Origin of the sequence: thiotrophic endosymbiont of Bathymodiolus puteoserpentis (Logatchev) (assembly GCF_900127505.1) — a bacterium.
Classification (GTDB): Bacteria; Pseudomonadota; Gammaproteobacteria; order PS1; family Pseudothioglobaceae; genus Thiodubiliella.
Genome location: NZ_UEXF01000019.1, coordinates 10,113 through 13,085 on the forward strand (window position 1 = coordinate 10,113; position 2,973 = coordinate 13,085).

The 2,973-nt window shown below is 35.8% G+C and carries 3 protein-coding genes; 2 read left to right on the top strand and 1 reads right to left on the bottom strand.

Annotation, left to right across the window (positions count from 1 at the left end; genetic code table 11):
• Both BHECKSOX2_RS02015 and BHECKSOX2_RS02020 read left to right on the top strand, forming a co-directional pair.
• On the top strand, positions 1-795 hold a 795-nt coding region (locus BHECKSOX2_RS02015), incomplete at its 5' end, for an IS30 family transposase (protein ID WP_180323613.1).
• 180 nt (positions 796-975) lie between these two features.
• Positions 976-2,433 carry an endonuclease/exonuclease/phosphatase family protein gene (locus BHECKSOX2_RS02020; protein ID WP_139682248.1) on the top strand — a complete coding sequence of 486 codons (1,458 nt, stop codon included), beginning with the start codon at positions 976-978 and terminating at the stop codon, positions 2,431-2,433.
• A gap of 360 nt (positions 2,434-2,793) precedes the next feature.
• On the opposite strand, the gene BHECKSOX2_RS02025 is transcribed toward BHECKSOX2_RS02020, so the two are convergent.
• Positions 2,794-2,973, bottom strand: a 180-nt coding sequence (locus tag BHECKSOX2_RS02025) for a hypothetical protein (protein WP_218973220.1), incomplete at its 5' end; no start/stop codon positions are given.

Below are 2,973 nucleotides of genomic sequence, written 5' to 3' on the forward strand. Positions count from 1 at the left end.
AAAAATAAAGCCATCAAACTCACAGATTGTGTTAAAAATTACATTAGTGAAAAGCTAAAAGAATATTGGAGTCCTGAACAAATCATGGGACGCTTGGAATTAGATAAAAAGATTAAAATTAGCACTGAAACCGCCTACCGCTTTGTCTTGCAAGACAAAGCGGTAGGCGGAGCGCTTTACAAATACCTACGCCATCAGCATAAGAAATATCGAAAACGCTATGGCAAAAATGATTATCGAGGTAGGATACCTAATCGCATTGACATTGATGAGCACCCCAGTATTGTTGATGCTCGCACTCGCATTGGCGACTGGGAAGTTGACTTGGTTATTGGTAAAGGACACAAAGGTGGCTTTGCCACTCTTGCTGAGCGTAAGAGTAGGCTATATCTTGCACTACCCATTGTCAACAAAACCGCACAAAATGCAAATGACGCTATCAATAAACGACTCACTCCACTTAAACATTGGGTCAAAACCTTGACTTTTGACAATGGCAGGGAGTTTAGTTGGCATGAAAAGCTAGCAGAAAATCTTGACTGTAACACTTACTTTGCCAAACCGTATCATAGTTGGGAAAGGGGCTTAAACGAGAATCACAATGGACTGTTAAGGCAATTCTTCCCTAAGCGAATGGCTTTGGATAATGTGAGTGAGAAAGAAGCATTTAGGGCAACAGATTTAATGAATAATAGACCTAGGAAATGCTTGGGGTATAAGACCTCATTTGAGGTCTTTGCCAAGATGACTGGCAAGGACTATTTTTTAAATGGAAGTGTTGCGCTTATGGGTTGAATTCGCCAAGGATTCATTCAGCCATTGGGTATAATACACTTGTTAAGAAGGTGGTTTAATTAAAAAAAGTGGCTTGAAATGTGTCTAAGTTGATTAGAACATTACATGGGCTTGTAGCTATAACGCCTTAGCTGAATTAATCAACCAAACCGATACCAAAGGACAAACCAGTACTGCTTTATGAAAAGAAAAATCAAAAAAACTATTTTATGCTTGTTATTAAGCGCACTACCATTACATGAGGCTTTGGCCGAGTATCAGGTTTATTTTATGAATAATACGCCAGGCGACATAAATATAAAAAGCACCTGTGAAGACCTAGGATCAAGTGCATGTTCAGTGATTAATGATGGTAAATTACGCGCATTTAAACGCAATCCAATCTTAAAGGTTAATTACGATCAAGGAATTAAATCTGGTCAAGATTATACCGTAAAAAGTTATTTCACCAGCCCAAATAGCGTTCAAGGCAATTATTTTTCAATTATTGTTCATGGTGACATAATTGGTTCTCATATCAAGTCTATTGATGTGTTTATTGACGGCATGACTTATAATTTGTTGAATAATGAAAGTGACGATAAAAAAGTATTGCTAAATAGACTAGGGAGCCACTCTTTTGTCGAGAGTGGTGAAAAATATACGCTATATGCGGCAGCACAAAAGGATCATATTCCAAGCCTACAGGGAACCGATAGTATTTATTTAGCAATTGATAAAAAGCCTCAAATTTTTACATCTAATGGGCCAAAGGAAATTTCATTAATCACTTACAATATTCAAGCATTTCCACTATATATGGGAGTAGCCTTAGATTTAAATAAACCTAAGGCACGATTGAATTACTTATCATCCCAAAAGAATATTAGAAATGCGGATGTGATTGTGTTTGAAGAGGCATGGGATAGAGACCTGCGAGGAGAATTAAAGGAAAACTTCCTTAAGGCTTATCCTTATTCTATTGATCCAATACCTCAGTATACCCATGATAAGCCATTGAATAGTGGTCTACTTGTTTTAAGTAAGTACCCAGTTACCAAGCAATACTTTTTAAATTACCAGGATCACCAATCACTTGTTGACGCTGATTCATTGAGTAACAAAGGCGCCTTATATTTCAGAATAAACAAAAATGGATTTTATTATAATTTTATTGCGACTCACACACAAGCGCAAGATGATGCAGAGGCAATTGCGATCAGAAAACAAGAATTTCGTTTGATCGATACACTGATAATAAATAGCCATCAACTTAATATATCCAAGGATGAGCCCTTAATTTTAATCGGTGATTTAAACACAGATTATTATAATCAAGAGCAGTTTCCATACCTTAAGAAAGTATTAAATTTAAATACTGATAATATGGAAAATAGTATTTATGCATCGCCGAAATATAGCAATGATTCAAATTTAAATTTAATGATTCCACCTGGTGAACATGATCAAGGAATGTATGACTACATTATTCCAATTAAGGGATTTACTCAGCCGTCTCAAATTAAAAGACAAATAACGCCCATACGCGCACTAGATGACCTAACTATGTATCAACGATCATTAGATGGCAAACTTTACCATTATGGGGATGTGGAAACATCAGATCATTTTATGGTTCAAGGGTTGTTTAAGTATTAAAAAAAGTCAGACTCGGATCGCGTCATCAATAAAACCTATGCTAAGTGCGTTGAAAAATCAAATCAAATCACTACTGTAGTCCAACCTGAATAAACCAAAATTCAACCACTAACCAAAAACAATCTTCGGTCTTTTATTGAGAATAAGGAGATAGGCACAAAACCTTATTCACAAGTTTAAAAACTTATTGGGACGCACTGTGTCACTATCTCCTTATCCAATCGCCATTGGATAGTGTAATCAAAAACGGTTTTTGGTGTTGATGATTGACACGATTGTTATGATACGAGGGGGCACTATCCTTTTGTTTTATTTTTAGAATGTTGGCAAGCCTAAAAAGGGTAGTGCTTAGACTTAGACTCAAAATCCAACACTATTAATATCCTCAGTTAAAATTTGCCTCATATATATCTTGAGGAGTTTTAAAGTCAAACCTTTTTCTAGGTCGAGCATTAAGTAGTCAACCCTTAAAAACCACACAACAAATTGATTTATAACAATAAAACCAACAATAACCCTAGACAAATCAACCAACTTTTG